A 26,542-nucleotide genomic window follows, 5' to 3' on the forward strand; every position below is an offset into this window, starting at 1 on the left:
GTCGTGTTGGGGAAGTGGGAGCTGTGTCGAGCGAGGTGACACCCGCTCACGCCGGATGGCGCGCAATCAGCACCAGCGCATCCAGCACCCGCCACCAGTCCTGCTCACCGCCGTCCACCACCCGCGCAAGCCCCGCCAGCGCCGTGATCACGTCGCCCGGATCGGCGTCGAGCTCGGCCACCGCCCGCCGGAACCGCTCGGTGCGCCGCAGCCGGACCAGTGACGGCGGCAGCGCGGCCGGCCCCGGAGCTGCCGGGGCCGGGGCGCCGAACTCGATCCGCAGCGTGGTGCCCAGCGCCGTGGCCAGCCGGGTCAGCGCACCGGCTGTGGGGTTGCCGCGGTCGTTCTCCAGGTTCGCGATGTAGGGCACCGAGAGGCCGGCGTCGGCGGCCACCGACGCGACCGTGCGGCCGGTGGCCTGGCGAAGGGCGCGCAGGGTTGAGCCCAGAGAGCCCGGAGAGTCCGACGAGTCCGCGGAAGAAGCGTTCACACTGCCTATCTTGACAGAACACTCCAGGGCTGTCTCTATCTTGTGAGTATGAGCGCCTGGGGGCTTCGGGATTTCCGGCTGTTGTGGGGTGGGCGTGCGGTGAGCCTGCTCGGGTCGTGGCTGTTGGTGGTGGCGGTGCCGGCGCACGTGTACGCGGTGACCGGGTCGGTGGTCGCGACCGGGCTGGCGTTGGCGGCGGAGCACCTGCCGGCGTTGCTGCTCGGCGTGTGGGCCGGGGTGGTGGTCGACCGGTGGGATCGGCGGCGGGTCATGGTCGTGGCCGATCTTGTGCGGGCCGGTGCGGTTGCGGGGATGGTGGTGGGCACGCCGGCCGCGATCTACGTGGCGGTGGTCGTGGAAAGTGCCGGGGCGGTGGCCTTTCGGCCTGCGGCGCAGGCCTTCGTGCCGGCGGTGGTCGGGGTGGGGGAGCGGCTGACGAGTGCCAACTCGTGGAACGCCGCCACCGACGGCGTCGTGCGGTTGGCGGGGCCGCCGTTGGGTGGGGTGTTGTTGTTGTGGGCCGGGTTCGAGGCGTTGGTGGTCGTCGACGTCGCCAGTTACCTGGTGTCGGCGGGTGCGATCGCGTTGACGAGGGCGCGGTCGGTGGCAGGGGTGGCGAAGCCTGGGCTGCGGGAGGGGGTCGGGGTGCTCGCCGGGGTGCCGGTGGCGCGGGTGCTGTTGCCGTTGAGCGGGGTGTTCCTCGCGGCGAACGCGTCGTTGTCGGCGGTGCTGGTGCCGTTCGGGGTGCGGGAGCTGGGAGGTGCGGCGCAGGTCGGGGTGGTGTTGTCGGCGCTGGGGATCGGGTTCCTCGCCGGAGCGGTGGTCAACCGGTGGGTGGGCCGGGTGCAGCCGCGGACGGTGCTGGCGGTGGCGCAGCTCGGGGTTGCGGCGGGGTTCGTCGGGTTGTTCACGGCGGGCGGGACGGTGGGCGCGGCCGGGGCGGCGGTGGTGGTCGGGGTGTGCGGGTCGGTGGCGCTGGTCGTGCCGCAGACGGTGCTGCAACGGGTCGTGCCCAACGGGTTCCTCGGGCGGATCGGCGCCGTTTTCCTGGTGGTGGAAGCGTTTGCGACGGTCGTGGGTGCGGTCGCGGGGCCGCTGATCGCCGAGGGCACGTCCGTGCGGACGGCGGCGTTCGTGGCGGCCGGGGTCACGGCGGCCGGCGCGGTTGCCGGTGCGGTCGCGACACCGCGGGTTATGCTCCCGGCAAACGGTCAAACGATCAGGGAAGTGGCGCGGTAGGAGGCCCATGCGCGAGGTCGGCGAAGTGCGCAGGCAGCGAATCCTGGCCGTGGTCGCCTCACGCGGTGCGGTGCGGGTGAGCGACCTCGCGACCGAACTGGACGTCTCGGTCGTCACCGTGCGGCGCGACGTCGAGGAGCTCGCGCAGAGCGGGCGGCTGCGGCGCGGGCACGGCGTGGTGCGGTCACTGGTGCCGGTCGCGCAGCCGGTGGTGCACCAGCAGGTCAACGGCGCGGTCGCGCTGGTCGTCCCGGAACGGCACACCTACCTGTACGAGACGATGAACGGTGCCCGCAAAGCCCTCGAGGAGGCCGGCCTGCGGGTGGTGCTGCACATCGCGCCGCAGGTCAGGGGCGCGGAGCGGCCGATCGTCGAACGGGCGCTGCAGGAACCCGTGCAGGGCCTGCTGATCGCGCCGCGGTGGCGGACGCACGAGGAGGAGCTCGCTGACTCGTGGCTGGCCGGGACCGGCGTGCCGACCGTCCTCATGGAACGGCGGCCGGGCGGGGCGCTGCGGGCCATGAGCTCGGTGTGCTCGGACCACTGGTACGGCATGCAGCTCGCCGTCGAGCACCTCAGGGCGCTCGGGCACCGGCGGGTCATCTTGGCCGCGCGGGACGACAGCCCGACGGCGCGGGCGTTGCGGAAAGCGTTTGCCGAGATCACCCGCGAGGGGCTCGACCTGGCGGTCGCGATGGGCAGCGACCCCGGGCTCGGCCTGGTGGAGGTCGTGAAGGCCCGCAAGGCGACCGCGATGATCCTGCACGGTGACGTGGACGCGCTGATCCTGGTCCAGCAGCTCGTCGACGCCGGGGTGAGCGTGCCGGGCGGGGTCTCCGTCGTCGCCTACGACGACGTGGTCGCGGCGCTCGGCAGCATCCCGCTCACCGCCGTCGCGCCACCGAAGACCGAGGTCGGGCGGGTGGCCGCCGAGCTGCTGCTGAGGAAGCTGCGCGGGGAGAGCACGACCGGCGAACGGATCGAGCTGCTGCCCGAGTTGAAGGTCCGGTCATCGACTGAGCGTTTGACCGTTTCTTGACGCAAAAGCGATCAGGCGATCAGGATGCGTCGTATGCGCCTGAGTCGTCGCACGCTCCTCGCGGCGGGTCTCGCGGCACCACTGGCGGCCTGCTCCACTCCGCAACGCCGCGGTGCCGGAGGTCCGGTAGAGATCACTTTCTGGTCGGCACTGCGCGGTAGTCAGCAGGTCGTCGACGCGTTCAACTCCTCGCAGACCCGCATCAGGGTGGTCTTCCAACAGATCCCCTCCGGCGGTCAGGGCGGCTACGCGAAGCTCAGCAACGCCGCTCGCGCCGGCAACGCGCCGGACGTCGCGACCATCGAGTACCCGCAGGTCCCCGGCTACGCCATCGACGGCGTGGCCCGCGACATCACCGACCTCGTCACCGACCGCGTCAAGCGGAAGCTGCTGCCCCAGGCCCTCAAGCTCACCACGTTCGACGGCCGCGTGTTCAGCGTTCCCCTCGACGTCGAGCCGATGGTCCTGCACTACCGCGCCGACCTGTTCGCGGAAAGCGGTTACCAGCCGCCGCGGGACTGGGACGAGTTCACCGCACTGGCGCGGAAGGTCAGGGCCGGCCACCCGCACCGCCGGCTCGCGCTCTTCCCCACCGACGGCGCGACGCAGTTCGCCTGCTTCGCCTGGCAGGCCGGTGCGAAGTGGTTCGACACCAGCGCGGGCAGGTGGCAGGTCAGCCTCGCCGACGGCCCCACCCGCAAGGTCGCCGGCTACTGGCAGGGCCTCATCGACGAGGACCTCGTCTTCCGCAACGCCGCCGACAGCAAGCAGCACGACGCCCAGCTCGGCCAGGACCTCGTGCTCACGCGGCTCAGCGGCGCCTGGGACGCCGGCGCCCAGATGCGCGCCCGCCCCGGGCAGAAGGGCAAGTGGCGCATCGCCCCCATGCCGGTCTGGGACCGGCCGCACGTCGGCACCCACGGCGGCTCCACGTTCGCGGTCACCAGGGACTGCCGGGAACCCGAGGCCGCCATGGAGTTCATCGAGTGGCAGACCACCCACCCCGACGCGCTCACCGCCCGCCTCAAGAGCGGCACCAGCAGCCAGTACCCGGTGGCACCCGGCCTGGTCGAGGCGGGCGCCAAGGCGTTCCCGAGCGACTACTACGGCGGCCAGGACGTCTACCGGCTCTTCAAGCAGGAAGCCGACAAGATCCTCGACGGCTGGGTGTGGGGCCCGCGGATGACCGCCACCCAGAAGGTCATGCAGGACGGCTTCGCCAGGGCCGGCGCCGGCGAGGGCACCCTGCTCGACGCGGTCAGGGAAGCGCAGAGCGGCACCATGCCCGACCTCAAGGCGCTCGGACTGTCCACAGAGGAGGTCGACCGGTGAGGAGCAAGCTCGCCTGCGCCGTCCTGATGGCGCCGTTCTTCCTGCTGCTGACCACCGTCTTCCTCATCCCCACCGGCACCGCGGTCTGGCTGAGCTTCTTCGCCCAGGACCAGCCCGGCCTCGGCTTCGGCCCCGAGAGCACCGTGTTCGTCGGCCTGCGCAGCTACGCCGCCGTGCTCAGCGACCCCACCTTCCGCTCCGGTCTGCTCACCGTCGTCCTCTACTGCCTGATCTACCTCCCGGTCATGGTCGTCGGCGCGCTCACCCTCGCGCTCCTGCTCGACTCCGGCGTCGCGAAGCTGCGCGGCTGGGCGCAGATGGGCCTCTACCTGCCGCACGCGGTGCCCGGCATCATCGCCGCGCTGATCTGGCTCTACCTCTACACCCCCGGCCTCAGCCCGATCATCGACCTGTTCGCCCACGCCGACGTCCGGATCAACTTCCTCGGCATCCACACCGTCCTGCCGTCCATCGTGAACATCGCCCTGTGGTCGAACCTCGGCTACAACATGGTGATCTTCTACGCCGCGCTCCAGGCCGTGCCGCGGGAGGTGCTCGAAGCCTCCGTCGTGGACGGCGCCGGACCGGTCAAGCAGGCCATCCGGATCAAGACACCGCTGGTCAAGGCCGCGATCGTGACCGTCTCGATGTTCACGCTCATCTGGGCGTTGCAGCTGTTCACCGAACCGGTGCTGCTCAGCCAGTCCACCCCGGTGATCAGCGCCCGCTTCTCGCCCAGCATGTACATCTACGACGCCGCCTTCACCCGCAACAACTACGGCCTCGCCGCCGCCGCGTCCGTGGTGCTGCTGGCGTTCACGGTCGCGCTGTCCTACGCCATCACCCGCTGGACCAACAGGAAGGCGGCCCGATGACCCTCCTCGGCCGCACCGCGGTCAACGCGGTCGTCGGCATCTCGGTCCTCTACACCCTGCTGCCGGTGCTGTGGCTCGTCCTCGCCGCCACGAAGAACGTCGACGCGCTGTTCCAGAGCGACCTGCTCTCGCTCAGCGACTTCTCCTTCGCCGACAACGTGAAGGAGCTCTTCGCGATGGACAAGGGCCTCTACAGCCGCTGGTACCTCAACAGCGTCCTGTACGCGGTCGTCGGTGCCGCCGTCAGCGCGTTCGTCTCCATCGCCGCCGGCTACGCGTTCGACAAGTACGCGTTCCGGCACAAGGAGAAGCTGTTCGCCCTCGTCCTCGCCGCCGTCATGGTGCCGCAGACCGTGCTCGCGCTGCCGCTCTACCTGATGGCGTCCGAGGCCGGGCTGGTCAACACGTTCTGGGCGGTGTTCATCCCGGTGCTGTTCAACCCCTTCGGCGTCTACCTCGGCCGCATCTTCAGCCAGGGCTACGTCCCCGACGAGGTCTTGGAGGCCGCCCGCATCGACGGCGCCGGCGACCTCGGCACCTACTTCAAGGTCGCGCTGCGCATGCTCGGCCCCGGCGCGGTCACGATCTTCCTGTTCCAGCTCACCGCGATCTGGAACAACTTCTTCCTCCCCATGGTCATGCTGTCCGACCAGAAGCTCTACCCGGTCAGCCTCGGCCTCTACCAGTGGAACAGCTCCGCCACCGTCAGCCCCGAGTACTTCCCGGTGGTGATCATGGGATCGCTGCTCGCCGTCCTGCCGCTGATCATCGCCTTCCTGCTGCTGCAACGGTTCTGGCGGGCCGGCCTGACCGCGGGAGCCGTCAAGTGAGGGCCGCGGCCGCGATGTCGGCGCAGGCGCAGGCCGCCGTCCTCGCGCCCGTGCTCGACCGGCTCCGGCAGCTCTGCGACTTCGGGCCGGTCACCGGGGACCTCGACGAGCTGCCCGACGTCGACCTGCTCGTCACCGGCTGGGGCTGCCCGCCGATCACCGAACAGGTGCTGCGCCGGTTGCCGAGCCTGAAGGCGATCGTGCACACCGCCGGGTCCGTCAAGGGATTCGTCACCGACGCCTGCTGGGACCGCGGCATCGCCGTGTCCAGCGCCGCGCCCGCCAACGCCGTGCCGGTCGCCGAGTACGCGCTCGCCATGATCCTGCTGAGCGGCAAACGCGTGCTCGAACGCGCCCGCGACTACCGCGAGACCGGGCAGATGGGGCTCTACGACGTCCCGGGCACCGTCGGCAACTTCCGCACCACCGTCGGCGTCCTGTCCGCCTCGCTGGTCGGCAGGCGGGTGGTCGAACTGCTGCGCCCGCACGACTTCCACGTCCTGGTGCACGACCCGTTCGTGTCCTGCGTGGACGGTGCCGAGTCCGTGTCGCTCAAGGACCTGTTCCGCCGCAGCGACGTCGTCACCGTGCACACCCCGCTGCTGCCCGAGACCAGGGGACTGGTGAGCCGCGAGCTGCTCGGCCTCCTGCGCGACGACGCCGTGCTCATCAACACCGCCCGCGGCGCCGTCGTCGACCAGGACGCGCTCGCCGAGGAGGCCGGCCGCATCCGGGCCGTGCTCGACGTGACCGACCCCGAGGTCCTGCCGCCGGAGCACCCGCTGTGGCACAACGAGAACGTGCTGATCACCCCGCACCTCGCCGGGTCGCAAGGCAACGAGTGGGGCCGCCTCGCCGAGCACGCCGTCGCCGAGGTCCGCAGGTGGGCGGGCGGCGAACCCTTCGCCACACCGGTACCGGCCGAACGACGGGAGCACATCGCGTGAGCCTCAGCCGCGAGCACTGGGTCCGCACCGCCGACGACCTGCTGGCCGCCGCCTGGCGGCACGCCTCACCCGACAACGCCTTCCTCGACCTGCCCGGACGGCCCTCGCGCAGCGGTGTCCGCTCCGACGGCCTGGAGGGCTACGCGCGGACGTTCCTCGCCGCCGCCTTCCGCACCGCCCACGGCGAGGACCCGGACAACCTGCTGGAGCGCTACGCGGCCGGCCTCACCGCGGGAACGGCGGGGGAGTGGCCCGCGATCACCGACGTCGGTCAGCCGATGGTCGAGTCGGCGTCGGTCGCACTCGGCTTGCGCCTCACCAAGCCGTGGCTGTGGGACGGGCTGAGCGAAGCCCAGCAGGACCGCGCCGAGGCGTGGCTGCGGGAAGCGCTCCGGCACGTGCCCGCCGCCAACAACTGGTACTTCTTCCCGTACACCGTCGCGTCGTTCCTCGACGCCGTGGGCAGGGGAGACACCGAGACCCGCCAGGCGCGGCACCGCGCGATGGAGCTGCTCGAAGGCTGGTACGTCGGCGACGGCTGGTACTCCGACGGCGACGGCCGCGCGTTCGACCACTACAACGGCTGGGCGCTGCACCTCTACCCGGCGCTGGACGCGCACCTCGGCGGCACACCGGTCACCACCCACCTCGGGGAGCACCTGGAGAGCTTCGCCCTGCTGTTCGGCGCGGACGGCGCCCCTGTCTACTTCGGACGGTCGCTCACCTACCGCTTCGCCGCCTCGGCCGCGATCGCCCTCGGCGCGGTCACCGGCGAGACGCCGCTGAGCCCAGGCCGGTCCCGCGACCTGATCGGCCGGAACCTCCGCTACTTCCTCGACCGCGGCGCCCTCACCGACGGCCTGCTCAGCCTCGGCTGGCACGGCCCGCACGAGGCGTCGCTGCAGCCCTACTCCGGTCCCGCCTCCCCGTACTGGGCCGGCAAGGCGTTCGTCTGCCTGCTCGCCGGACCGGACCACCCGCTGTGGACCGCACCGGAGGAGCAGGCCGACGAGGAGGACCGCGTGCTCGCACTCCCGGGACCGGGGCTGCTCGTCCAGCGGCACAACGGCATCACCCGGCTGCACAACCACGGCAGCGACCACGTCCGCCCGTTCGAGGGCGAGCACGCGACCGACGACGACCCGCTCTACGGCCGCTTCGCCTACTCGACCGCCACGGGCCCGACCGCGCGGCACAACACCGCCGACAACCACCTCTGCCTCACGGTCAACGGCGACCGCAGCGTCCGCCGCCGCATCCAGCCGCTCGGCGCGCGGGACAACTGGGCCGCCTCCGCGCACCGCCCGGTGTTCGACGCGCACCAGCCGATGGTGCCCGGCCTGCGGGTCGAGAGCGTCACCGCCGTGTGGGACGACCAGGAGCTGCGCATCCACCGGGTGGTCGGCGCCCCGCCCGGCACCCGCGCCGAGCTCACCGGCTGGGCCACCGACCTGCCGTCCGCGCTCGTCCCGGTCGCCGGCTGGACCGGTACCGCACGGCACAGGGCACCGCAGGGCACCGCGTTCACCGCCGCCCCGGTGGTCCCGGCGCTGACCGCGGACGTCCAGGGCACCGTCACGCTGGTGGCCGTCGCCGTGCTCAACGGCGTGGTCGACGAGACCGCGGACTGGCGGGCCAGGGCCGAGGAGGTCCTGCGGCAGAGCCTCGACGCGCCGCGCGGCCCGTCAGGGGAGCCGCGCTGAGGCGACACCGGGCTCGTCGAAGAACGACAGCACGCGCGCGTCCGGTGCCAGCCAGGGCCGCACCAGCTCGTGCGCACGGCCGGGGTCGCGGTGGAACAGCCCGACCCTGACCGCGAAGACCAGGTCGAACCGGCGGTCGCCGAGGTCCGCGTCCTCCAGCGAGGCGATCAGGAACTCGGCCCTGCCGGACGCGACGTGCGCCGCGTTGCGCCGGGTCGCGGCCTCCACCATCTTCACCGACCGGTCGATCGCCGTGAGCGTCCCGGTGGACAGCAGCTCGCACACCAGCCCGGCGGCCACGCCCTGGCCGCAGCCGATCTCCAGCACCCGGTCGCGGGGCCGGACGCCGAGCCGGCCGACCACCCGGCGCAGACGCTCGCTCATGGTCCACATGATGCGGCAGTGCGGCGGGCGGGGCCACCGCCGCGACCCGGTGGGAGGACCTCGCCGGACCGGTCAGCCGAGGTTGACCATCCACCGCACGCCGAAGCGGTCGGTGAGGTCGCCGTACTCGTCACCCCACATCTGCTTCTCCAGCGGCGTCCCGACCTCGCCGCCCTCGGACAGCCTCTCGAAGTAGGTGCGCAGCACCTCCTCGTCACCCGACAGGGACACGGTGATGGTGTCGCCGGGCCGGTGGTCCATTCCGGGCGGCGTGTCCGAGGCCATGATCGTGTAACCGGCCTCGGTCTCCAGCTGGGCGTGCATGACCTGATCGGCCTGCGGCGTGTCCCGCATGCCGAACTCGCCGAAGGTGCTCACCTTCAGCTCGCCGCCGAAGACCGAGTGGTAGAACTCCATGGCCTCGCGGGCCGAGCCGTCGAAGCGCAGGTACGGGTTGAGGCGAGTGGCCACCGGAATCGCTCCTCACGAAGAGACGGACCCGCATACTCGCAAAGCCCTGCCAGGCCGACAACCTGAAGCACGCCGCACCGTGCCAGCCGTGCGAACGTGGCCACGCGGTGCCGCGCCCGAGGTGACAACGTTGGCAGGACCGTGGAGACGACGTGGTCCTCGTGCTCGGGACGGCGGCAGAACTCTTTCAAGATTTTTCGCGGCGCGTGTCGATCCGGTGCCGGTGCCGTTCGACGCATCAGTGGAAGGACACGACATCCTGGAGGGAATCACCATGAGCGCCACGACCGCCACCGCCACCCGCAAGTTCGCCGTCGGCCGCTACGCCACCGCCGTGACGCGGGTGCTGACCGGGTTGCTGTTCGCGACGACCGGCCTGAACGGCTTCCTGATGTTCCTGCCCGCACCGGACCCGAGCACCATGGCGCCGGCCGGTGTCGCGTTCACCGGGGCGTTGTACGCCACCGGGTACATGCTGCAGCTGACCGCCGGTGTCGAGCTTGTCGCCGGCGTGCTGCTGGTGGCCGGCCGGTTCGTGCCGCTGGCCCTCGCACTGCTGGCGCCGGTGGTGGTGAACATCTTCCTGTTCCACGTCTTCCTGGAGACCGGCGGCCTGGTGACGGCACTGCTCGTCGTCGCCGCCGAGATCGGTCTGGCATGGGCGTACCGCGACCGGTTCCGCCCGATGCTGCAGGCCCGCTAGGGCTCACCGCAGAACGGGTTCCCGCGCCGCCGGTGTCCACACAGGACACCGGCTACCGCGCGACGAAAGCGGCCAGCAGGGCCTGCACCTCGTACACGTCCACGCCCTTGCCGAACTGCTTGGCGATCGGCGCGTCCGCGCCGGAGACCCAGATCTTCAGCTCCGCGTCGAGGTCGAAGTGGCCCGCGGTCTCCACGCTGAACTGCGTGACCGCCCGGTAGGGGATCGAGTGGTACTCGACCTTCTTGCCGGTCATGCCCTGCTTGTCGACCAGGATCAGGCGCCGGTCGGTGAACACGAAGGCGTCGCGCAGCAGCTGGTACGCCGCGTGCACCTGCTCGCCCTGGGCCAGCAGCCGGCCGAACTCCTGCGCGGCCGCCCTGGGGTCGAGCTTGGAAGCGTTGCCCATCATCCCGCTGAGAAGTCCCATGCGTCCACGTTTACCAGGCTTCCCGGGAACTCGTCCGCACGCCGGTCACCCCACCGGCCGGGCGTTGCGCAACCGGATGCCGCTCCACCCGAGGGTGCTCCCGCGCACCGCGGCCCAGAACGGCTGCAGCGCCGGCAGCACCCGCAGCGAGATCTTCGCTTCCTCGTGCAGCTCGAACAGGTCGCCCACGCGTTCGGGCGGCCCGAGCGGCTCGACCGGGACCGTCGCCACCACCGCGTGCCCCGGCCCCTCGCCCTGCTCGTCGAACGGGCGGAACGGCCCGGCGTCGAACCGGTAGGCGTAGAGCACCACCGTCCGCATCCGCTCCAGCCAGCCGTACTCGACGGCGTGCACGCGGTCGCCGCAGCCGGGCCCGATGACCCGGTCGCGGTCCCCGGCGGTCGTCCCGTCCACCACCCAGGCCAGCACCCGCGGGCACTGGCGCGGGAACCAGTAGTCCGGCGACCGCTCCGCGTCCACCGCCCACACGTACTCGCCGGACTGCCGCGCGGTCGCCGCCAGGTGCGGCACGAACAGCGTGATCGCCGGGTCCTCGGAGAAGTGCAGAACCTGTCCGCGTTCAGGGCGCATGTGGTCATACTGACGCCCATGCGCAGGTTGGTGCTCGTGGTTCTGCTGGTGCTCACCGGGTGCTCCGGCACCGCGGCGAACGGGGTCGAGCTGGTCCGCGTGGACCTGACCGCGACCCCGGAGGCCCTGGCGCCGCACGGGGACGCGCTGCTCGTCGGCACGCGGCCCAGCGACCACCCCGAGCTGGTGCTGCGCGCGAAGGACGGCACCCAGAGCGCCGTCCGCCTCACGCCGGCCACCCCGTACGGCAAGGAGGCGCACTGGTACGGGCTCACGTCCGACGGCCGGGACGTCTTCGGCGTCGGCGGTGAACGCGGCGGCGCGCACGGCAACGTCCGGTGGAGCGCGTGGACCGGTGACGGCCGCCAGATCGCCGAGCAGCCGCAGGGCTTCAGCACGTTCGGCGGGTACGGGGCGGGGGAGCTGCTCACCGTCGTCGGCACCGCGACCGGCCCGCGGATCATCGGCAGCTGGCAGAGCGCGAAGGCCGGTCTCGACATCGCCACCTGGACCTACGGCGCCGGTACGTGGACCCGCGAACCCAGCGCGGGCACGGTCCTGGAGAGCTCGCAGGAGCTGCTGAAGTTCCCGATGGCGGCCACCTCGACGGACGACGGCGGCGCGCTCGTCGTCGGCTGGCAGACCGGCGGCGGCAGCACCGGTGCCGCGGTCTGGCGGTTCGACGGCCGCACCTGGACCACCGCGACCCTCCCCGACGGCGACGCCGCGCTCGCCGCGCGCTGCTGGGACGGCACCTGCCACGTCGTCGGCCGCAGCGGCGGGAAGCTCGCGTGGTGGCAGGGGTCGCAGGCCGAGCCCGCCCGGTGGCGGAAGGTCTCGATGCCCAACGTCCCGGTGGGCGACCGCGACGACCTCGCGCCACCGGTGCCGGTCAACGGCGTCCCGACGCTGTTCGTCGACCACGGCGGCGTCAAGCTCGTGTCCGAACGGGACGAGCGGCCCGCCGACGGGCCCACCGGGAAGGTCAGCGCCGCCGCGGTGGCGGGTGGGCAGGTGTTCGTGATCGCGGGCGACCGCCTGTGGCGGCTGGCTTGACCCGCGCGCCACACCGCGCGTCACGCCTCACCGCTGGCCCACCTGGAGGCGGTGCGGTTGCGGCCACGGGACGACCGGCTCGCGGGCGGAGTGGCGGAGCCACCGGTGGGCCGCCCGGCGGCACCCGCTGGGCCTGATCGATCCAGTCACTCCGGACACCCGAATAGCTCCGCTGTGTGATGCCGGGTTTGCGATGACATTGCGCTGCTTGTCCCACGTCTTCCGGTCAATGCATTCACCCGGATGCGGCATGTCGATCCGTGCCGAGACAGAACAAGCCCGGGAATACAGCGATCTGGACGCACAATGGTCACGCTTGGACACACAATTGCCGAGAGTCAACTGTTGATGTGGCTGATCGGCCGTCCTTTGCCGCTGACGTGGGCGACTATGGCCCGGTCAGTGGGCCCCCGCGAATGGTGGGGGTGGGCGGCGGTCCGCCAGAACGGCGGTTAATCTCGTGCAACTCGTCCACTGCAATCCAGTGCGCCGACGTCGCAACCACCGGGGAGAGGACTGAACACGGGTGGCCGGATTTCTGTTGCGGCGGTTGGTCAACTACGTGGTGCTCGCCCTCGTGGCGACGTTCCTCGCGTTCACGTTGGCCTCCGTCACGTTCGACCCGATCGGGGTGCTGCAGCAGCGCAACCCCCCGCCGCCGGCAGCCACGATCGAGGCGAAGAAGAGAGACCTCCACCTGGACCAGCCGATCCCGCAGCGGTTCGTGACGTGGATGAGCGGGGTCGTGCAGGGTGACTTCGGCAAGACGGTCACCGACCGGCCGATCACGGAGGAGCTGGGCCGGCGCGTCGGCGTGAGCCTGCGGCTGTTCCTGCTGGGCATCACGATCGGCATCCTGTTCGGCGTGCTGCTGGGCGTCGTGAGCGCCATCCGGCAGTACAAGTTCAGCGACTACTTCGCGACCCTCTTCAGCTTCATACTGCTGTCCACGCCGGTGTTCGTGCTGGGCAACCTGCTCAAGATCGGCGCACAGGACCTCAACGAGGCGGTCGGCAGCAACGTGCTGCTGTTCGTCGGCGAGACGACGCCGAACTTCGAGGGCAGCTGGTTCGAGCACTTCTGGGACCGGATGCAGCACCTGATCCTGCCGACGCTGACGATCGCGCTCGGCCAGATCGCCTACTACAGCCGCTACCAGCGCTCGTCGATGCTCGACGTGCTGGGCAGCGACTTCCTGCGCACCGCGCAGGCCAAGGGGCTCACCCGCAGGCGGGCGCTGTTCAAGCACGGCCTGCGCACGGCGCTCATCCCGATGGCGACGCTGTTCGCGTTCGGGTTCGGCCTGCTCGTCGTCGGCGGCACGTTCACGGAGACGATCTTCAACTGGTTCGGCATGGGCCACTGGCTGGTCGAGGGGATCTCGAAGCAGGACACGAACGTCACCGCGACGGTCACCCTGTTCGTGGCGGTCTGCGTGCTGTTCTCCGGCTGGCTGGCCGACGTCCTGTACGCCGCACTCGACCCCCGCATCCGGGTCAACTAGAAGAGGACGACGACGTGACCGTGATCCTCAACGAGGGCGACTCCGCAGGAACCTCCGGCGCCGCCTCCGGCAGCCCGGTGGACGCCGCTCCGGACCCCGGCAAGGCGATGACCCGCGGCAAGCTGGTGTTCATCCGCTTCAAGCGCAACAAGCTGGCGCTGGTCGGGCTCGGCATCATCGTGGTGCTGTACCTGATGGCGTTCGTCAGCCCGTTCTTCTCGCAGTGGAGCTACACCGACCGCGACTACACCGCGTTCCTGCAGCCGCCCTACAACGAGCACATCTTCGGCACCGACAACATCGGCACCGACATGTTCGCGCAGGTGATGCGCGGGCTGCAGAAGTCGTTGATCATCGGCATGCTGGTGGCGCTCATCTCCACCACCGTCGCCGCGATCATCGGCGCGACCGCCGGGTACTTCCTCGGCGTCGCCGACCGCGCGCTCATGTGGGTCGTCGACCTGCTGCTGGTGCTGCCGTCGTTCCTGATCATCGCGATCCTCAGCCCGCTGTTCCGCGGCGAGTCGTGGTGGCTGCTGGTGTTCATGCTGGCGGCGTTCCAGTGGATGATCACCGCGCGCATCGTGCGCGGCATGACGCTGACGCTCAAGGAACGCGAGTTCGTCAAGGCGGCCAAGTTCATGGGCCAGCCGGCGCGCACGATCATCGCCAAGCACATCGTGCCGAACATGGCGTCGCTGCTGATCATCGACGCGACCATCAACGTCGGGTCGGCCGTGCTCGCCGAGACGGGCCTGAGCTACTTCGGGTTCGGCGTCCAGTCGCCCGACGTCTCGCTCGGCACCCTGATCGGTTCCGCGTCGCAGTCCGCGACCACCTTCCCGTGGCTGTTCCTGTTCCCGGCGGGCTTCCTCGTCGTGTTCGTGCTGGCGGTCAACTGGGTCGGCGACGGTCTGCGCGACGCGCTCGACCCGACCTCCACGCGCGTGCGCAAGCGCGAGAAGAAGGACAGCAAGGAGAAGGCGTCCCGATGACCACCTCGGAGATCCAGTTCGACTCGCCGGCCGGCCCGGCGGCCGTCGGGCCGGTGCTGCAGGTCGAGGACCTGCACGTGTCCTTCCCCAGCGAGGCCGGTCGCGTGCAGGCCGTGCGCGGCCTGAGCTACCAGGTCTCGCCCGGTGAGGTGCTCGGCATCGTCGGCGAGTCCGGCTCCGGCAAGTCCGTGTCGTCGCTCGCCGTGATGGGCCTGCTGCCGTCCTCGGCGCGCATCACCGGTTCCATCAGGTTCCAGGGCCGCGAGCTCATCGGCCGCACCGACACCGAGCTGTCGAAGATCCGCGGCCGGCGCGTCTCGATGGTGTTCCAGGACCCGCTGTCGGCGCTGACGCCCGTCTACACCGTCGGCGACCAGATCGCCGAGGCGATCCTGGTGCACCGCAGGGGCGCCGTGTCGAAGCAGGCCGCGGCCAAGCGCGCGGTCGAGCTGCTCGACCTGGTCGGCATCCCGAACGCCGCAGAGCGCGCCAAGGCGTTCCCGCACGAGTTCTCCGGCGGCATGCGGCAGCGCGCGGTGATCGCCATGGCGATCGCCAACGACCCCGACCTGATCATCGCCGACGAGCCGACCACCGCGCTCGACGTGACGGTGCAGGCGCAGGTGCTGCAACTGCTCAAGACCGCGCAGGAGGTCACCGGCGCTGGCATCGTGCTCATCACCCACGACCTCGGCGTGGTCGCCGGGTTCGCGGACCGGCTGATGGTCATGTACGCGGGCCGCGCCGTCGAGACCGGCCTGGTCGACGAGATCTACCAGCGGCCGCGCATGCCGTACACGCTCGGCCTGCTCGGCTCGATCCCGCGCCTGGACGTCGGCGAGAAGCAGGCGCTGGTGCCGATCGTGGGCCAGCCGCCCGCGCTCACGGACCTCCCCCCGGGGTGCCCGTTCGCGCCGCGCTGCCCGATGGTCGTCGACGCCTGCCACACCGCCGAGCCGCCGCTGATCGACGTGGACGGCTCGCCAGAGCACCAGGCCGCGTGCATCCGCACCGGCGAGATCGCGGCGACCGACGCCGAGGGCGCGGAGGCCGCGGCGGAGATCTACGGCGCCGAGGTCGTCGAAGAGGCCGAGATCGCCAAGGTGCCGCGCGAGCAGCGCGACGTCGTGCTGGGCCTCGACGAGCTGGTCAAGGAGTACGCGGTCACCAAGGGCGTGGTGTTCAAGCGCCGCGTCGGCACCGTGCACGCCGTCGACGGCATCACGTTCGACATCCGCGAGGGCGAGACCCTGGGCCTCGTCGGCGAGTCGGGCTGCGGCAAGACCACGACGCTGATGGAGATCCTCGGCCTCGAGAAGCCCATGAGCGGCGGCATCTCCGTGCTCGGGCGGGACGTGGCGTCCCTGGACGCCAAGCGCCGCTTCGAGATCCGCAGGGACATGTCCGTCGTGTTCCAGGACCCGATGGCCTCGCTCGACCCGCGCTTGCCGATCTACGACATCATCGCCGAGCCGATGCAGGTGCACGGCTACGGCAAGTCCGACATCGCCCGCCGGGTGCCGGAGCTGATGTCGCTCGTCGGACTGCGGCCCGAGGTGGTGTCGCGCTACCCCGGTGAGTTCTCCGGCGGCCAGCGCCAGCGCATCGGCATCGCGCGTGCCCTCGCTCTGGAGCCCAAGCTCGTCGTGCTCGACGAGCCGGTCTCCGCGCTCGACGTCTCCATCCAGGCCGGTGTCATCAACCTGCTGGAGGAGCTGAAGTCCAAGCTCGGACTGGCCTACCTGTTCGTGGCGCACGACCTGTCGGTGGTGCGCCACATCGCGGACCGGGTGGCCGTGATGTACCTGGGGAAGATCGTCGAGATCGGCGAGGTGGACTCGGTGTTCGACGCACCGCGCCACCCGTACACGCAGGCGCTGCTGTCGGCGATCCCGATCCCGGACCCCGTCAAGGAACGCCAGCGCGAGCGCATCATCCTCACCGGCGACCTGCCGAGCCCGGCGAACCCGCCGTCCGGCTGCCGGTTCCGCACCCGGTGCTTCCTGCACGCCTCGCTGCCTCCCGAGAAGCAGCGCACGTGCATCGAGCTGGAACCGCCGCGCGAGGTCCAGGCAGCCGACCACGAGGCCGCCTGCCACTTCGCCCAGATTCGACAGGTCCTCTGATGGCTCAGGTGACCTGCGTGCACGAAGGAACAGTGTCCCCGGCAACTGGTGTCCGGGCACGAGGGAGGTTCACGACAGTGAGTCGACGTACCAAGGTGGGAGCGGCCGCACTGGTCGCGGTCGCCCTCACGCTTACGGCGTGTGGGGGGCCCGCTAAGAACGACACCGGGCTCAAGGGAACGGACCAGGCCGTCGGTCAGGCGGACATCAACCCGCAGGACGCGTCCAAGGTGAAGGACGGCGGCAACTTCAACTGGCCGATCACCTCGCTGGCGGACAACTGGAACAACTGGCAGCTCGACGGCACGAACGCCGACACGGACGTCATGCTCCGCACGTTCATGCCGAGCCTGTTCACGCAGAAGGCCGACTCGACCATCGAGGTCAACAAGGACTACCTGGAGGACGCGAAGCTCGCGTCGTCCGACCCGCAGGTCCTCGAGTTCAAGATCAACCCGAAGGCCAAGTGGTCGGACGGCACCGCGATCTCGTGGCAGGACTTCGAGTCCATGTGGAAGGCCCTCAACGGCACCAACAAGGCCTACGAGGTGTCGACCACCACGGGCTACGAGGACATCGAGAAGGTCGAGAAGGGCGCGACTGACCAGGACGTCAAGGTGACGTTCAAGAAGAAGTTCGCCGAGTGGAAGGGCATCTTCTCGCCCCTCTACCCGAAGGCGATGTTCGACTCGCCCGAGGTCTTCAACAAGGGCTGGGCCGACCAGCCGCAGACGACCGCCGGCCCGTTCAAGCTGGGCTCGATCGACCGCACCGCGAAGATCGTGACCGTCGTCCGCGACGCCAACTGGTGGGGCGAGAAGCCGAAGCTCGACTCGATCACGTTCCGCCAGGTCGACCGCACCGCCGGCCCTGACGCGTTCGCGAACGGCCAGATCGACTTCTACGACATCGGCTCGAACATCGACTACTTCCAGCGTGCCAAGACCACGCCGGGCGCCGTCATCCGCCAGGCCGTGTCGCCGGACTACTCGCACATCACGTTCAACGGTGCGGACACCTCGATCCTCAAGGACGCCAAGCTCCGCGTCGCGCTGATGAAGGCCATCGACACCAAGACGATCGCCAAGGCGCTGCTCGGCCAGATGCTCAAGGGCGAGCCGCAGGTCGTCGGCAACCACTTCTTCCTGATCGGCTCGAAGGAGTACAAGGACAACTCGGCCGTCGCCGCGTTCGACAAGGAAGCCGCGAAGAAGCAGCTCGACGAGCTGGGCTGGAAGCTCGAGGGTGAGACCCGGAAGAAGGACGGCAAGGAGCTCGTCATCCGGTACATCATCCCGACCCCGAACCCGGTGTCGGACAACATCTCGAAGCTGGTCCAGACGCAGCTGAAGGACGTCGGCGCCAAGGTCGACATCCAGGCCGTGCCGAGCGCCGACTACTTCAAGCAGTACGTGAACGTCGGCAACTTCGACATGACCGGCTTCCGCTGGCTGTCCTCCGCCTCGCCGATCTCGGACAGCAAGGGCATCTACTTCCTCGACCAGGCCAGCACCAACCAGAACTACGGCCGCATCGGTTCCGAGGAGATCAACAAGCTGCTCGAGCAGGCCAACGGTGAGCTCGACGACGCCAAGCGCTTCGAGATCGCCAACGAGGCGGACAAGAAGATCTGGGAGGCGGGCCACCAGCTGCCCCTCTACCAGTCGCCCGGCGCCGTCGCGGTCCGCGACACCGTGGCGAACTTCGGTGCCGTCGCGTACGCGAACCGCCCGTACGACTACATCCACATGGGCTTCATCCAGAAGTGACCCGGCTGTAGGTACTCGGTTGTAGTAAGACCCGAACGGCCCGGTGGGTCTCCCCGCCGGGCCGTTCGCTTTGCCCGTAGGAGTTTCCTGTGCGCGTCCGCGCTTTGCGTCATGGTCTCGTCGCCACCGGTGTGGTGCTGCTCGTGTGCGGCGTGGTCGCCCTGTTCTCGTGGCTGTCCTACACGGACAAACGCGCGGAGCTGGCGTCGCTGACCTCCCGTGCCATCGCCGACGTCGTGTCCTATTCGGACGGTTACGTGGACGTCCGCTGGCCGTCCGGTTCGGCGCGGGTGGCTTACTCCTCCGGGGACAAGCTGGTCGGCCGGCAGGCGCAGGTCGCCTACGACCCGGCCGACCCGTCGCGGGCGGTGCTGCCGGGGTCGGACCTGCTGGTGGACACGGACCGCGCGCTGGGCGGCGTGACGTTCCCCGCCGCGGTGGCGGTGCTGGTCGTGCTGGCCGGTGCGGTGCGGGTGCTGCTCGCCTCCCGCCGCGGTGCGCCGGAAGCGGTGACCGTGCGGCGGATCCGGGTGCAGTCAGGGCTGATGGTGCGGTCGTGGCTGGAGCTCGACGGCCCCACCGAGCGGTGGGTGCCCGTGTACTACGACCCGGTGCTCGTGACGCTGCCGTCGCCGTCGGCCGGGGAGCGGCGCGGGCGGGTGTTCGTCCTGGACGGGGTGGCGGTGTACCCGTCGGGGCGGGTGGTGACGCGGCACCCGCGGGGACGGCGCGTGGACAACCCGGTGCGGCCGGACGCCGAGACCGTCGGGGTGCGCGGGGTGTGGGCGCAGCTGCGGGTCGACTCGGTGTTCTTCGCCCCGGCACCGTTCGTCGGGCTGTTCTGGGCCTACCTGGACGACAGCGGGTTCTTCGGGTGGGTCACGGCCACGGTGGTCGCCGGGGCCCTCGGGCTGTGGTGGGGCGCCTTCCGCGGGTCCGACCCGTCGTAGCGCGGCTACTCGCCCGCCTGCTCCGCCGCCCGCTTCCGCCGCTTCCCCTCGTGCATCGCCACGACCCTGGCCACCGGGATCTCGTGCCCCTCGGCCACGAGGTCCGCGGGCAGCTGCTGCGGTGCGGGCATGAGCGACGTCCACGGATCGCCCTCGAACCGGCTGCGGACGGTGAAGTCGGCCGGGGTCACGTCGGCCAGCGACTCCCAGGGCACCGGGAACGAGATCGGCAGGCCCTCGCGCAACCGCGGGCTGTAGGCGGCGACCACCGTGGCGCCCCACGCGCGGGTCGAGTCGAGGAAGACCTTGCCGCCGCGTTCCGCGCGGATGTACGCCGTGGTCGCGAGAGCGGGGTCGAGCTTCTCGGCGCGCGCGGCTAGGGCGCGGGTGGCGGCGGCGACGTCGTCGGGGTCGTGGGGGAGCAGGGGGACGAAGACGTGGACGCCCTTGGCACCGCTCGTCTTCACCAGGCCGGAGAGACCGGCCGCCGCCAGTGCCTCGCGGATCAGGAACGCCGACCGCACGACCACGTCGAAGCCCGCGTCCTCCGGCGGGTCGACGTCGAGGACCAGGTGCGTCTGGTGCTCACCGGCGGACAGCGGGACGTGGTACTCGACGGCCCGCTGGTTGGCGAACCACATCAGCGTCCGCTCGTCGTCGCACAGCGCGTACCGGATCGAGCGGTGGGAGGCCTCCGCCCAGACCGAGGTGGTCTTGACGAACGACGGCGTGTACTTCGGGACGTTCTTCTGCATGAAGGGGTCCTGGCCGCGCAGGACCCGCCACACCGACAGCGGGCGGCCGGCGAGGACCGGGACGAAGCGGTCGGCGACGAAGCCCAGGTAGTCGACGAGGTCGGCCTTGACGGTGCCGCCGAAGAGCGGTTGGTCGAGGCTCGTGAACTTCACGGCGTCACTGCTCATCGGGGACCTCGAGCTCGTCACGGGCTGCCCACTCCAGCAGGGGTTCGATGGACCACACCGCGTCGTCGATGCCGGCGTGCAGGTCACCCAGCTCCGCGAACCGGGCGGGGACGGTGGCGATGGTGAACTCGCGCGGGTCCACGTCCGGGATCTCGTCCCAGCGGACCGGGGTCGAGACCGTGGCCTCCGGGTGGCCGCGGACCGAGTAGGCGCTGGCGATCGTGCGGTCACGGGTGTTCTGGTTGTAGTCGACGAACACCAGGGACGGATCGCGGTCCTTGCGCCACCAGGTGGTCTCGACGTCGTCGGGCGCCCGGCGCTCCACCTCGTGCGCGAACGCCAGCGCGGCCTTGCGGACGTCCTGGAAGCCGAAGGACGGCTTGATGCGCACGTAGACGTGCAAGCCCTTCGAACCCGACGTCTTCGGGAAACCCACCGCGCCCAGCTCGGCGAGCACCTCCTGCACCACCAGGGCGACGCGGCGCACGCGGTCGAACGGGCACGTTGGCCCCGGGTCGAGGTCGATGCGCCACTCGTCGGGCTTCTCCGTGTCGGCCGCGCGGGAGTTCCACGGGTGGAACTCCACTGTGGACATCTGCACCGCCCAGATGACGTCGGCGAGGTGGGAGACGCACAGCTCGTCCGCGTGCCGGTTGTAGCGCGGGAAGTGCACCCGCACCGTGCGGACCCACGGCGGCGCACCGTGCGGAAGGCGCTTCTGGTGCACCTTCTCGCCGGTGACGCCCTCGGGGAAGCGGTGCAGCATGCACGGGCGTTCCCGCAGGGCGCGGACGATGCCGTCGCCGACGGACAGGTAGTACCGCGCGAGGTCCAGCTTCGTCTCCCCGCGTGCGGGGAAGTAGACGCGGTCGGGGTTGGAGATCCGCACGACGCGGTCCTCCACCTCGAGCTCCACAGCCGGGGACTTGCCCATGCCGTTCAACCTAACCGCTTGGAGCGGTTTCTTCAGCGGAACGGCGGGGCGGCTCCTAGGCCTCGGCGTCCGCCTCCAGACGGGCCTTCTCCGCCAGCCGCGCCTCCTCGGCCTTGAACTCGGCGTAGGTGGCGCGCTCGCGCACCAGCCAGTCCGGGTTCTCCTCCTTGATCGCGGTGATCTGCTCGGTGGTCAGCGCCTCGGTGATGCCCGCGCGCACGAGGCCCGACGTCGAGATGCCGAGCTTCTGCGCGATCAGCTGCTTGGGGTGCGGGCCGTTGCGGCGCAGGTCTCGCAGCCACTCCGGCGGGTTCGCCTGCATCTCGTCCAGCTGGTCGCGCGAGACGACGCCGGCCCGGAACTCCTCGGGCGTCGCCTCCAGGTACACGCCGAGCTTCTTGGCGGCGGTGGCGGGCTTCATCGTCTGCTGCGACTTCATGCGCAAAGGGTAACCGGGTCGTTCGGCCACCCGGCGGACCAGGCTACTCTCGGGAGGTGACCGGCTCTTTCACGCTCGCGTACGTCCCAGGTGTGACGCCGGGCAAGTGGGCGCGGGTCTGGCAGGAACGCCTGCCGGAGACCCCGCTGCACCTCGTCGGAGTCCCCGTCGCCGAGGCCGCGGCCAAGGCGCGCGCGAAGGAGGCCGACGCCGTGCTGCTGCGGCTGCCCGGCGACCGCGAGGACCTGCACGCGATCCCGCTCTACACCGAGACCACGGTCGTCGTCGTCCCGAAGGACCACGAGCTCGCGGCCGCCGAGGAGCTGTCCCTGGCCGACCTGCGCGAGCACGTGCTGTGGCAGCCCGCCGACGACACCCTCCGCTGGGACGAGCAGCCGGGACAGGCGCCCGTCGAACGGCCGGAGACCACCGCGGCCGCCGTCGAGCTCGTGGCCGCGGGGGTGGGTCTGCTGGTCGTGCCGCAGTCGCTGGCCCGCCTGCACCACCGCAAGGACCTCAAGCACGTGCCTGTGCACGACGCACCGCAGTCGCGGGTCGCGCTGGCGTGGTTGATCGAGGACGAGAACCCCGAGCTGGTCGAGCACCTGATCGGCATCGTGCGCGGCCGCACGGTCAACAGCACCCGCGGTCCCGCCGCGGAACCGGCCGAGAAGCCGCGCAAGGCGGCGGCCCAGTCGAAGTCGCAGTCCCAGGCGCGGCAGTCCTCCGGGCAGCGCCAGTCCTCCGGGCAGCGGCAGCCGAAGAAGCCGACCAAGAAGGGCGCGAAGACCCGGCGCCGCTAGGCCCGCGGCGTCCACACCGGACGGTGCGGCGGGCCGGGTGGGCCCGCCACGCGCCGCCGCTACTGGTTCTGCGCCGTGATCTGCTCGCGCAGCCGGTCCTCCTGCTCCCTGAGCTCCTGCGTCATGACCTCCTCGAACGCCTCCGCGCCGTGGATCTGCCGGATCTCGACCGAACCGCCGCGGAACGGCGCCTTCTTCAGCCACTCGACGGCGTCGGTGAGCGTGGGCAGCTCCCAGATCCAGAAGCCGGCGATCAGCTCCTTGGTCTCGGCGAAGGGGCCGTCGACCACGGTCGTCGCGCCCTTCTCGTCGAAGTGGACGCGGACGCCCTTCGCGCTGTCGTAGAGCCCCTCGCCCGCGAGCATCACGCCTGCCTTCACCAGCTCCTCGTTGAAGGCCCCCATCTCGGCGAGCTCGCCGGCGGTGGGCAGGACGCCGCTCTCGGACTCCTCGGACGCCTTGACGATGACCATGAAGCGCATGTCGGTCTCCTCGTGAACTCGGGTGTGCGTGCGTTTCTACCCACGCGTCGATCGGGCGGCGGTGGCTTTCGACAGCACGGACTCCATTGTGACCGGCGTCACAAATTGCGATGCGGGGCTAGGCTGGGCGCATGCGTGACGACGTCGAGTGGATTCTCGAGAACTGCCAGGTCTGGGCGATCGTCGGCCTGTCCGACAACCCGTCCCGCGCCGCCCACGGCGTTGCCCGCTTCCTGCAGCAGCGCGGCAAGAAGATCGTGCCCGTGCACCCGTCGGCCGAGACCGTCCACGGCGAACAGGGCTACGCCTCGCTGAAGGACATCCCGTTCGAGGTGGACGTCGTGGACGTGTTCCGGCGCTCCGAGGACGCGGGGCAGTTCGCCGACGAAGCCGTCGAGATCGGTGCCAAAGCCGTGTGGTTCCAGCTCGGCGTGGTCGACGACCAGGCGTTCCGGCGCACCAAGGACGCGGGGCTGCGGATGGTCATGGACGTCTGCCCGGCGATCGAGTGGCGCTCGCGCTGACGCCTTGGCTACCCTGCGTTGTAGTCGTCTCCGGCACCTGGGGGTTCGGGGACACTGAGCCTGGGGGGCTTGTTCTGCCATGCGCGTTGACATCGACGTGCTGCAGCCCGCGGATTCTCCGCGCGTTGGCGGCTGCAGTGACGAGTTCGTCCGCCACCTGGCGTCCTCGGACGCCTCGATCCCACCGGTCGTCGTGCACCGGCCCTCGATGAGGGTCGTCGACGGCGTGCACCGGGTCAGGGCGGCGGCACTGCGCGGCTGGAGTTCGGTCGACGTCGAGTACGTCGACGGGACGGTCGAGGACGCGTTCGTCCTGTCCGTCGAGCTGAACCAGGCCACGCTGTCCACCGCCGACCGCGAGGCGGCGGCCCGGCGGGTGCTGCGGTCGCACCCGCAGTGGTCCGACCGCTCGATCGCCGCCGTCACCGGTCTCGCGGCCAAGTCCGTCGGCGTCCTGCGCAGGGCCGTGGGCGGCCAGTCACCGAGCAGGGTCGGTCGCGACGGCAAGGTCCGCCCGGTCAACAGCGCCGCCGGCCGCCGGCTCGCGGGCCAGCTGATCCAGGACCGGCCGGGGGCGTCGTTGCGCGACGTCGCCCGCGCCGCCGGGGTGTCACCGGGGACGGTGCGGGACGTGCGGCGGCGGCTGAGCCAGGGCCTGGACCCGGTGCCCGAACGCATGCGCGCCGCCGAACGGGCCGACGCCGTGGTGCCGCAGGTGCGCACCGAGGTGCGGGCACCGGGCGTGACGCTGCCGATCCTGCGCCGTGACCCGTCGCTGCGGTTCACCGAGCACGGCCGGCTGGTGCTGCGCTGGCTGGAGGCGCACGCCGTGTCGTCGGGGGAGTGGGCCGTGGTGGTGAACGGGGTGCCGTCGCACTGCCGTGAGCTGGTCGCGGACATGGCGCGCAGCTGCGCCGAGGCGTGGACCGAGATGGCCGACGCCCTGGAACGCGAAAACCGCGCCGCTGTGTGACCCCGCGCCGGACGGCTAGCCGGCGAAGAGGAGCTCCGCGATCTCCGCCGCCAGCTCCCGGCCCACCGCGGGACAGGAGCGGGTGAGCAGGTTGCTGAACGCCGTCAGGTCGATGTGCACGGTCGCCGACTGCACCTGCCGCACGTCGTCCAGCAACGCGGTCACGAGCTCGCACGCGTGCTCCAGGTCGCCCGCCGCCGCGTGGGCCAGCGCCCGCCGCAGCCCGAACCGGGTGCGGGCGCGCAACGCCGCCGGGGCGATCAGCGGCAGCTGCAGGTCGAGGATCGCGGCGGCCTCCGCGTGGCGGCCCAGGTCGTGGAACGCCCACGCCGTCGTGATCGCCACCTGGTCGACCAGGCTCGTCGAGCCGTACCGGATCTCGCCGCCCTGCTGCTGCAGCAGCAACGCGCGTTCCAGCGTCTCCTCACACCGCCGGGCGGCCCCGGCCAGCGCGTAGCCCTGCGCCTCCCGCAGCGCCGCCGCCCGCTGCACCGCCGGTGACCGCGACCGCCCGGCCCGGCGCGCGCGTTCGACCGTGGCGCGCGCGTCACCGCGGTACAGGGCGAACTCGGCGGACCGGACCAGCGCGAAGGCCTCCAGCTCCCGGTCACCGCCCTTGATCGCGTACTGCACCGCCTGGCGGGTCAGCTCCGCGGCCGCCGCCTCGTCGCCGTTCTCCTGCTCCATCCACCCCGCGTACTCGGCGTACCGCGCGGCCAGCAGCCACAGGCCCTGGCCCAGACCGGGGTCGCCGGCGGAACGCGCCATCGTGCCCAGCGTGTCGACCTGCGGCCGCAGCCACTGCAGCACCGCCTCGGGGCTGGAGCGGTGACCGAGCATGCGGATGTTGCCGAACATCGCGTCGAACGTCAGCAGCACCGTGTCGTCAGCCGGGATCGGGCGGGCCGGCGCGTCGGCGAGCGCCGTCAACCGGCCGCCGGCGTGCAGGGCGTCCTCGAACACCCGCGCCATCTCCGGCGTCGGGCGGACCTGGCCGTTCTCTATCTTGCTCAGGTAGCTCTTGCTGTAGCGGACCTGTTCGGCGAGTCTGGTCAGCGACAGCCCGCGCTCGGTGCGCAGGCGACGCACCTCCTGGGCGAACGTGGGCGACACCGGGCTCACCCCCTCCCCGCGCCAGTGTGTCGCGCCGCGCGCCCCACCGAGCCGAATGTCCACGATTTGGCCATTCATTGACGATCAACTGGGCGTATCTGGGACGGTTGGCGATGGTTCCATGTGAGGCATGGCTACGACGTGTCCCGACTCCTCCTCGGCTGGTGTGGTGATGGTCTGGCAGCGCTTGGCGACCAACGTGGTGCACCGTTCGCCGTGGTTCGAAGTCCGCAGCGACGACGTCGTCAGACCTGACGGCGGCCACGGCGTGTACACGCACGTGGTGGCGCCCGCGTCGGTGACGGTGCTGGCGATCCGCGACGACGACCAGGTCGTGCTGACCAGGCAGTGGATCTACACGCACAACGGCACGCAGTGGCGACTACCCGGCGGTGCCGTGGACGAGACCGACGCGGGTCCCGCCGAGGCGGCCGCGCGCGAGCTCGCCGAGGAGACCGGGCTGCACGCCGAGCGGTGGGAACGGCTCGGCCAGATCCACGGCGCGGACAGCCTGAGCAACCACGTCGACCACATCTTCCTGGCCACCGGCCTCACCCAGGGCCAGGCGTCCCTCGAACCCGGCGAGTCCGACCTGCGGGTGCGCACGATCCCGTTCCGGCACGCGCTCGAACTGGTCCAGCAGGGCATGCTCCCGCACGCCGGCAGCTCCCACGCGGTGCTCGTGATGGCACTGCGCCGCGCCACCGCGCACTAGGTGTTTCCTGATCTACCAGGAAACAGGAAACCCGTTCTCATCCGATCGGCCCGGTCGCATTCTTGTGGCACGCGAGAACAACAGACCGAAGTCAGTCGAAATGAGAAGGTGAATTAGCGATGAGAGTTCTGTGCTCACTCGCCACCGTGGTGAAGGTGGCCGCGATCTGCCTGCTGGTGGGATTCGTGGCCGGTAGTTTCCT

General features: G+C 70.8%; 28 protein-coding genes. 18 read left to right on the forward strand and 10 right to left on the reverse strand.

The window, feature by feature from the left end; genetic code table 11:
- Window positions 1-46 precede the first annotated feature (46 nt).
- Complete coding sequence (locus ACZ7CH_RS05715) at window positions 47-637, reverse strand: helix-turn-helix domain-containing protein (protein WP_470373257.1); 591 nt, start codon at window positions 635-637, stop codon at window positions 47-49.
- Here ACZ7CH_RS05715 and ACZ7CH_RS05720 point away from each other — a divergent pair.
- Genes ACZ7CH_RS05720 through ACZ7CH_RS05750 form a run of 7 tightly spaced genes read left to right on the forward strand, consistent with a single transcriptional unit; the run spans window position 539 to window position 8,455 of the window.
- Entirely contained in the window at window positions 539-1,729 is a 1,191-nt protein-coding gene (locus ACZ7CH_RS05720; RefSeq protein ID WP_470373258.1) for an MFS transporter, read from the forward strand. The two genes, ACZ7CH_RS05715 and ACZ7CH_RS05720, sit on opposite strands and share 99 nt — an antisense overlap.
- Before the next feature lie 7 nt (window positions 1,730-1,736).
- Window positions 1,737-2,768: a substrate-binding domain-containing protein gene (locus ACZ7CH_RS05725; protein ID WP_470373259.1), complete on the forward strand. Its 1,032-nt coding sequence runs from the start codon at window positions 1,737-1,739 to the stop codon at window positions 2,766-2,768.
- A 33-nt stretch (window positions 2,769-2,801) separates the two neighbouring features.
- A complete protein-coding gene (locus ACZ7CH_RS05730) occupies window positions 2,802-4,100 on the forward strand; it encodes an ABC transporter substrate-binding protein (protein WP_470373260.1) in 1,299 nt (432 codons plus the stop codon).
- Window positions 4,097-4,975 (forward strand): carbohydrate ABC transporter permease, encoded by an 879-nt coding sequence (locus tag ACZ7CH_RS05735; RefSeq protein WP_360398730.1) that lies wholly within the window; start codon window positions 4,097-4,099, stop codon window positions 4,973-4,975. Before ACZ7CH_RS05730 ends, ACZ7CH_RS05735 begins: the two co-directional genes overlap by 4 nt.
- On the forward strand, window positions 4,972-5,805 hold the full coding sequence (locus tag ACZ7CH_RS05740) for a carbohydrate ABC transporter permease (protein ID WP_470373261.1): 834 nt from the start codon (window positions 4,972-4,974) through the stop codon (window positions 5,803-5,805). The genes ACZ7CH_RS05735 and ACZ7CH_RS05740 overlap by 4 nt, the downstream gene beginning before the upstream one ends.
- Window positions 5,802-6,752, forward strand: coding sequence for a hydroxyacid dehydrogenase (locus ACZ7CH_RS05745; RefSeq protein WP_470373262.1), 951 nt, complete (start codon window positions 5,802-5,804; stop codon window positions 6,750-6,752). The genes ACZ7CH_RS05740 and ACZ7CH_RS05745 overlap by 4 nt, the downstream gene beginning before the upstream one ends.
- Window positions 6,749-8,455 (forward strand): DUF2264 domain-containing protein, encoded by a 1,707-nt coding sequence (locus tag ACZ7CH_RS05750; RefSeq protein ID WP_470373263.1) that lies wholly within the window; start codon window positions 6,749-6,751, stop codon window positions 8,453-8,455. The genes ACZ7CH_RS05745 and ACZ7CH_RS05750 overlap by 4 nt, the downstream gene beginning before the upstream one ends.
- Here ACZ7CH_RS05750 and ACZ7CH_RS05755 read toward each other — a convergent pair.
- Entirely contained in the window at window positions 8,438-8,839 is a 402-nt protein-coding gene (locus tag ACZ7CH_RS05755; protein ID WP_360398718.1) for an SAM-dependent methyltransferase, read from the reverse strand. The two genes, ACZ7CH_RS05750 and ACZ7CH_RS05755, sit on opposite strands and share 18 nt — an antisense overlap.
- 72 nt (window positions 8,840-8,911) lie before the next feature.
- Complete coding sequence (locus ACZ7CH_RS05760) at window positions 8,912-9,310, reverse strand: VOC family protein (RefSeq protein WP_360398715.1); 399 nt, start codon at window positions 9,308-9,310, stop codon at window positions 8,912-8,914.
- 274 nt (window positions 9,311-9,584) lie between these two features.
- Between ACZ7CH_RS05760 and ACZ7CH_RS05765 the strand changes: the two genes are divergently transcribed.
- Window positions 9,585-10,013, forward strand: coding sequence for a hypothetical protein (locus ACZ7CH_RS05765; protein ID WP_470373264.1), 429 nt, complete (start codon window positions 9,585-9,587; stop codon window positions 10,011-10,013).
- Window positions 10,014-10,065: 52 nt separating this feature from the next.
- Here ACZ7CH_RS05765 and ACZ7CH_RS05770 read toward each other — a convergent pair whose 3' ends face one another.
- Together ACZ7CH_RS05770 and ACZ7CH_RS05775 are read right to left on the reverse strand one after the other, a co-directional pair.
- Complete coding sequence (locus ACZ7CH_RS05770; protein ID WP_360398711.1) at window positions 10,066-10,443, reverse strand: PH domain-containing protein; 378 nt, start codon at window positions 10,441-10,443, stop codon at window positions 10,066-10,068.
- A gap of 45 nt (window positions 10,444-10,488) precedes the next feature.
- Window positions 10,489-11,034 carry a DUF6886 family protein gene (locus tag ACZ7CH_RS05775; protein ID WP_470373265.1) on the reverse strand — a complete coding sequence of 182 codons (546 nt, stop codon included), beginning with the start codon at window positions 11,032-11,034 and terminating at the stop codon, window positions 10,489-10,491.
- An 18-nt stretch (window positions 11,035-11,052) separates the two neighbouring features.
- Between ACZ7CH_RS05775 and ACZ7CH_RS05780 the strand changes: the two genes are divergently transcribed.
- The 6 genes from ACZ7CH_RS05780 to ACZ7CH_RS05805 all read left to right on the forward strand — a co-directional run bounded on the left by ACZ7CH_RS05780 (window position 11,053) and on the right by ACZ7CH_RS05805 (window position 19,434).
- Window positions 11,053-12,090, forward strand: coding sequence for a hypothetical protein (locus ACZ7CH_RS05780; protein ID WP_470373266.1), 1,038 nt, complete (start codon window positions 11,053-11,055; stop codon window positions 12,088-12,090).
- 526 nt (window positions 12,091-12,616) lie between these two features.
- Window positions 12,617-13,594: an ABC transporter permease gene (locus ACZ7CH_RS05785; protein WP_360398705.1), complete on the forward strand. Its 978-nt coding sequence runs from the start codon at window positions 12,617-12,619 to the stop codon at window positions 13,592-13,594.
- Window positions 13,595-13,608: 14 nt separating this feature from the next.
- Complete coding sequence (locus ACZ7CH_RS05790) at window positions 13,609-14,589, forward strand: ABC transporter permease (RefSeq protein WP_360398703.1); 981 nt, start codon at window positions 13,609-13,611, stop codon at window positions 14,587-14,589.
- Window positions 14,586-16,715: an ABC transporter ATP-binding protein gene (locus tag ACZ7CH_RS05795; RefSeq protein WP_470373267.1), complete on the forward strand. Its 2,130-nt coding sequence runs from the start codon at window positions 14,586-14,588 to the stop codon at window positions 16,713-16,715. Before ACZ7CH_RS05790 ends, ACZ7CH_RS05795 begins: the two co-directional genes overlap by 4 nt.
- A gap of 77 nt (window positions 16,716-16,792) precedes the next feature.
- On the forward strand, window positions 16,793-18,484 hold the full coding sequence (locus ACZ7CH_RS05800; protein ID WP_360398699.1) for an ABC transporter family substrate-binding protein: 1,692 nt from the start codon (window positions 16,793-16,795) through the stop codon (window positions 18,482-18,484).
- 89 nt (window positions 18,485-18,573) lie between these two features.
- Window positions 18,574-19,434, forward strand: coding sequence for a hypothetical protein (locus ACZ7CH_RS05805; RefSeq protein ID WP_458433437.1), 861 nt, complete (start codon window positions 18,574-18,576; stop codon window positions 19,432-19,434).
- A gap of 5 nt (window positions 19,435-19,439) precedes the next feature.
- Here ACZ7CH_RS05805 and ACZ7CH_RS05810 read toward each other — a convergent pair whose 3' ends face one another.
- Genes ACZ7CH_RS05810 through ACZ7CH_RS05820 form a run of 3 tightly spaced genes read right to left on the reverse strand, consistent with a single transcriptional unit; the run spans window position 19,440 to window position 21,712 of the window.
- Window positions 19,440-20,357, reverse strand: a complete 918-nt coding sequence (locus tag ACZ7CH_RS05810; RefSeq protein WP_360398695.1) for a DNA polymerase domain-containing protein — start codon at window positions 20,355-20,357, stop codon at window positions 19,440-19,442.
- Window positions 20,347-21,291 (reverse strand): non-homologous end-joining DNA ligase, encoded by a 945-nt coding sequence (gene ligD, locus ACZ7CH_RS05815; RefSeq protein WP_360398693.1) that lies wholly within the window; start codon window positions 21,289-21,291, stop codon window positions 20,347-20,349. Before ligD ends, ACZ7CH_RS05810 begins: the two co-directional genes overlap by 11 nt.
- Window positions 21,292-21,346: 55 nt before the next feature.
- Window positions 21,347-21,712 (reverse strand): DUF5997 family protein, encoded by a 366-nt coding sequence (locus tag ACZ7CH_RS05820; RefSeq protein WP_360398876.1) that lies wholly within the window; start codon window positions 21,710-21,712, stop codon window positions 21,347-21,349.
- A gap of 74 nt (window positions 21,713-21,786) precedes the next feature.
- Between ACZ7CH_RS05820 and ACZ7CH_RS05825 the strand changes: the two genes are divergently transcribed.
- A complete protein-coding gene (locus ACZ7CH_RS05825) occupies window positions 21,787-22,533 on the forward strand; it encodes a LysR substrate-binding domain-containing protein (protein ID WP_470373268.1) in 747 nt (248 codons plus the stop codon).
- A gap of 59 nt (window positions 22,534-22,592) precedes the next feature.
- Here ACZ7CH_RS05825 and ACZ7CH_RS05830 read toward each other — a convergent pair whose 3' ends face one another.
- The gene (locus ACZ7CH_RS05830; protein ID WP_360398689.1) at window positions 22,593-23,015 is read right to left on the reverse strand and encodes a YciI family protein; all 423 of its coding nucleotides are present in this window, start codon (window positions 23,013-23,015) and stop codon (window positions 22,593-22,595) included.
- 131 nt (window positions 23,016-23,146) lie between these two features.
- Here ACZ7CH_RS05830 and ACZ7CH_RS05835 point away from each other — a divergent pair, with 131 nt between their 5' ends.
- The gene (locus ACZ7CH_RS05835; RefSeq protein WP_360398687.1) at window positions 23,147-23,539 is read left to right on the forward strand and encodes a CoA-binding protein; all 393 of its coding nucleotides are present in this window, start codon (window positions 23,147-23,149) and stop codon (window positions 23,537-23,539) included.
- 79 nt (window positions 23,540-23,618) lie between these two features.
- Window positions 23,619-24,512 (forward strand): ParB/RepB/Spo0J family partition protein, encoded by an 894-nt coding sequence (locus ACZ7CH_RS05840; RefSeq protein WP_458433432.1) that lies wholly within the window; start codon window positions 23,619-23,621, stop codon window positions 24,510-24,512.
- Window positions 24,513-24,527: 15 nt separating this feature from the next.
- Here the strand turns inward: ACZ7CH_RS05840 and ACZ7CH_RS05845 are convergent, their stop codons facing one another.
- A complete protein-coding gene (locus ACZ7CH_RS05845; protein ID WP_360398683.1) occupies window positions 24,528-25,625 on the reverse strand; it encodes a helix-turn-helix domain-containing protein in 1,098 nt (365 codons plus the stop codon).
- Window positions 25,626-25,755: 130 nt separating this feature from the next.
- Between ACZ7CH_RS05845 and ACZ7CH_RS05850 the strand changes: the two genes are divergently transcribed.
- Window positions 25,756-26,340 (forward strand): NUDIX hydrolase, encoded by a 585-nt coding sequence (locus ACZ7CH_RS05850; RefSeq protein ID WP_360398681.1) that lies wholly within the window; start codon window positions 25,756-25,758, stop codon window positions 26,338-26,340.
- Window positions 26,341-26,542: the final 202 nt, after the last annotated feature.

The organism is Lentzea sp. NPDC037011 (assembly GCF_055607425.1).